Genomic DNA, 3577 nt, shown 5'->3' on the forward strand with positions numbered 1-3577 from the left:
GCCGCCGCCAAGCCCGCGGCCGCGAAGCCGGCCGCCGCGGCGACGAAGCCGGCCGCCGCCGAGCCGGAGAGCAAGCAGCTGCGGGGCGCCGCGGCCGCGATCGCCAAGAACATGGACGCCTCGCTGGCCGTGCCGACCGCCACCAGCGTGCGCGCGGTCCCGGCCAAGCTGATGGCCGACAACCGCATCGTCATCAACAACCACCTCAAGCGCACCCGCGGCGGGAAGATCTCGTTCACGCACCTCATCGGCTACGCCATGGTGCGGGCGCTGCAGGACTTCCCGAACATGAACCGGCACTACGCCCTGGTCGACGGCAAGCCGCACGCCGTCACGCCGGAGCACGTGAACCTCGGCCTCGCCATCGACATGAAGGGCAAGGACGGCGGCCGCACGCTGGTCGTCGCCTCGATCAAGAACTGCGAGAACATGACGTTCCGCCAGTTCTGGCAGGCCTACGAGGACATCGTCAAGAAGGCCCGCAACAACAAGCTGACCGCGGACGACTTCGCCGGCACCACCATCTCGCTGACCAACCCGGGCGGCATCGGCACCAACCACTCGGTGCCGCGGCTGCAGGCCGGGCAGGGCGCGATCATCGGCGTCGGCGCGATGCAGTACCCGGCGCACTTCGAGGGCACCAGCGAGGAGACCCTCGTCAAGCTGGGCATCAGCAAGATCATGACGCTGACCTCGACCTACGACCACCGGATCATCCAGGGTGCCGAGTCGGGCGAGTACCTCAAGCGCATCCACGAGCTGCTGCTCGGCGAGGACGGCTTCTACGACGACATCTTCACGTCGCTGCGGCTGCCCTACGAGCCGGTCCGCTGGGTCTCCGACATCCCCGAGGGCGAGATCGACAAGACCGCCCGGGTGCTGGAGCTGATCGACGCCTACCGGATGCGCGGCCACCTGATGGCCGACACCGACCCGCTGAACTACCGCCAGCGCCGCCACGAGGACCTGGACGTCCTCTCGCACGGCCTGACGCTGTGGGACCTGGACCGCGAGTTCGCGGTCGGCGGGTTCGCCGGCCAGCAGAAGATGAAGCTGCGCGACGTGCTGGGCGTGCTGCGCGACTCCTACTGCCGGACCGTCGGCGTCGAGTACACCCACATCCTGGACCCGGAGGAGCGCCGCTGGATCCAGGACCGCGTGGAGGTCCCGCACGCCAAGCCGGACCCCAACGTCCAGAAGTACATCCTGTCGAAGCTGAACGCGGCCGAGGCGTTCGAGACGTTCCTGCAGACGAAGTACGTCGGCCAGAAGCGGTTCTCGCTGGAGGGCGGCGAGACCGTCATCCCGATGCTGGACACCGTCCTGGACAAGGCCGCCGAGCACGAGCTCGACGAGGTCGTCATCGGCATGCCGCACCGCGGCCGCCTGAACGTGCTCGCCAACATCGTCGGCAAGCCGATCTCGCAGATCTTCCAGGAGTTCGAGGGCAACCTCGACCCGGGCCAGGCGCACGGCTCCGGCGACGTGAAGTACCACCTGGGCGCGGAGGGCAAGTACTTCCGCATGTTCGGCGACGGCGAGACCCGGGTGTCGCTGACCGCGAACCCGTCGCACCTGGAGACCGTCGACCCGGTGCTCGAAGGCATCGTCCGCGCCAAGCAGGACATCCTCGACAAGGGCGACAGCGACACCGGCGGCTTCTCGGTGCTGCCCGTGCTGCTGCACGGTGACGCGGCGTTCGCCGGCCAGGGTGTCGTGGCGGAGACGCTGAACCTGGCGCTGCTGCGCGGCTACCGCACCGGCGGCACCGTGCACATCATCATCAACAACCAGGTCGGCTTCACCACCGCGCCGGAGCACTCGCGGTCCTCGCAGTACGCGACCGACGTGGCGAAGATGATCGGCGCGCCGATCTTCCACGTGAACGGCGACGACCCGGAGGCGGCGCACTGGGTGGCCAAGCTGGCCGTCGACTACCGCCAGGCGTTCAACAAGGACGTCGTCATCGACATGATCTGCTACCGCCGCCGCGGCCACAACGAGGGCGACGACCCGTCGATGACGCAGCCGGCGATGTACGACATCATCGACACGAAGCGCTCGGTGCGGAAGACCTACACCGAGTCGCTGATCGGCCGCGGTGACATCTCCGTCGAGGAGGCCGAGGCCGCGCTGCGGGACTTCTCGAGCCAGCTGGAGCACGTCTTCAACGAGGTCCGCGAGCTGGAGAAGCACCCGATCGCGCCGAGCCCCTCCGTCGAGGAGGAGCAGCAGGTGCCCGCGAAGGTGCCGACCGCGGTGCCCGCCGAGGTCATCGAGCGGATCGGCGACGCGTTCGTCAACGTCCCCGAGGGCTTCACCCCGCACCCGCGCGTCAAGCCGGTCATGGAGCGGCGGTACAAGATGTCCCGCGAGGGCGGCATCGACTGGGCCTTCGGCGAGCTGCTGGCGTTCGGTTCGCTGGCGATCGAGGGTCGTCTGGTGCGGCTGTCCGGTCAGGACTCGCGTCGCGGCACGTTCACCCAGCGCCACTCGGTGCTGATCGACCGGAAGACCGGCCGGGAGTACGCGCCGCTGCAGAACCTGGCCGACGACCAGGGCCGCGTGATGATCTACGACTCGGCCCTGTCCGAGTACGCGGCGGTCGGTTTCGAGTACGGCTACTCGGTGGCGAACAGCGACGCGCTCGTGCTGTGGGAAGCGCAGTTCGGTGACTTCGTCAACGGCGCCCAGACGGTCATCGACGAGTACATCTCGTCCGGTGAGGCGAAGTGGGGCCAGCGGTCGGACGTCGTGCTGCTGCTGCCGCACGGCCACGAGGGCCAGGGCCCGGACCACACGTCGGGCCGCATCGAGCGGTTCCTGTCACTGTGCGCCGAGGGTTCGATGACCGTGGCGGTCCCGTCCACCCCGGCGAACTACTTCCACCTGCTGCGGCGCCACGCGCTGGACGGCATCCAGCGCCCGCTGATCGTCTTCACGCCGAAGTCGATGCTGCGCAACAAGGCGGCGACGTCGGGCCTGGAGGACTTCACCGGCGACTCGAAGTTCATGTCGGTCATCGACGACGCCGAGGTGGAGCCCGGCAAGGTGCGGAAGGTGCTGCTGACCTCCGGCAAGCTCTACTGGGAGCTGGTGGCGGAGCGCGCCAAGCGCGAGGCTGACGATGTCGCCATCGTGCGCATCGAGCAGTACTACCCGCTGCCGAAGAAGAAGCTGCTGGCGGCGCTGGAGCGCTACACCGGCGCCGAGGTCGTGTGGGTCCAGGAGGAGCCCGAGAACCAGGGCGCGTGGCCGTTCTTCGGCCTCCACCTGCCGCGCATGTTCCCGGACGTGCTCGGCAAGCTGGACGTGGTCTCGCGGCGCCCGATGGCCGCCCCGTCGGCCGGCTCGTCGAAGGTGCACGAGGTGGAGCAGAAGGCGCTGATCGCCAAGGCCTTCAGCTGATCTAGCAACAAAGGAAGCGCCCTCCCGAAACAGGGAGGGCGCTTTTTCTTTCCAGCAAACGCAAGCCGGCAACGGAAAGCAGCCGACTACCCCAACCAGACCTCCCCCGCCCCCGATCCACAGCCGATCTTTAGTCGCCGACCAGGCTTGTCAAGGCACGCTTTCCCGC

The 3577-nt window shown here is 68.3% G+C and carries 1 protein-coding gene; it reads left to right on the forward strand.

All coding sequences use genetic code 11. The features are described from left to right. A partial coding sequence (locus ABZ193_RS43430; protein WP_354714667.1) for a multifunctional oxoglutarate decarboxylase/oxoglutarate dehydrogenase thiamine pyrophosphate-binding subunit/dihydrolipoyllysine-residue succinyltransferase subunit occupies positions 1 to 3408 on the forward strand: 3408 nt, incomplete at its 5' end. Between the last annotated feature and the right edge of the window lie 169 nt (positions 3409 to 3577).

It is taken from the genome of Amycolatopsis sp. NPDC006125, from assembly GCF_040614195.1.
Lineage (GTDB): Bacteria > Actinomycetota > Actinomycetes > Mycobacteriales > Pseudonocardiaceae > Amycolatopsis_E > Amycolatopsis_E tucumanensis.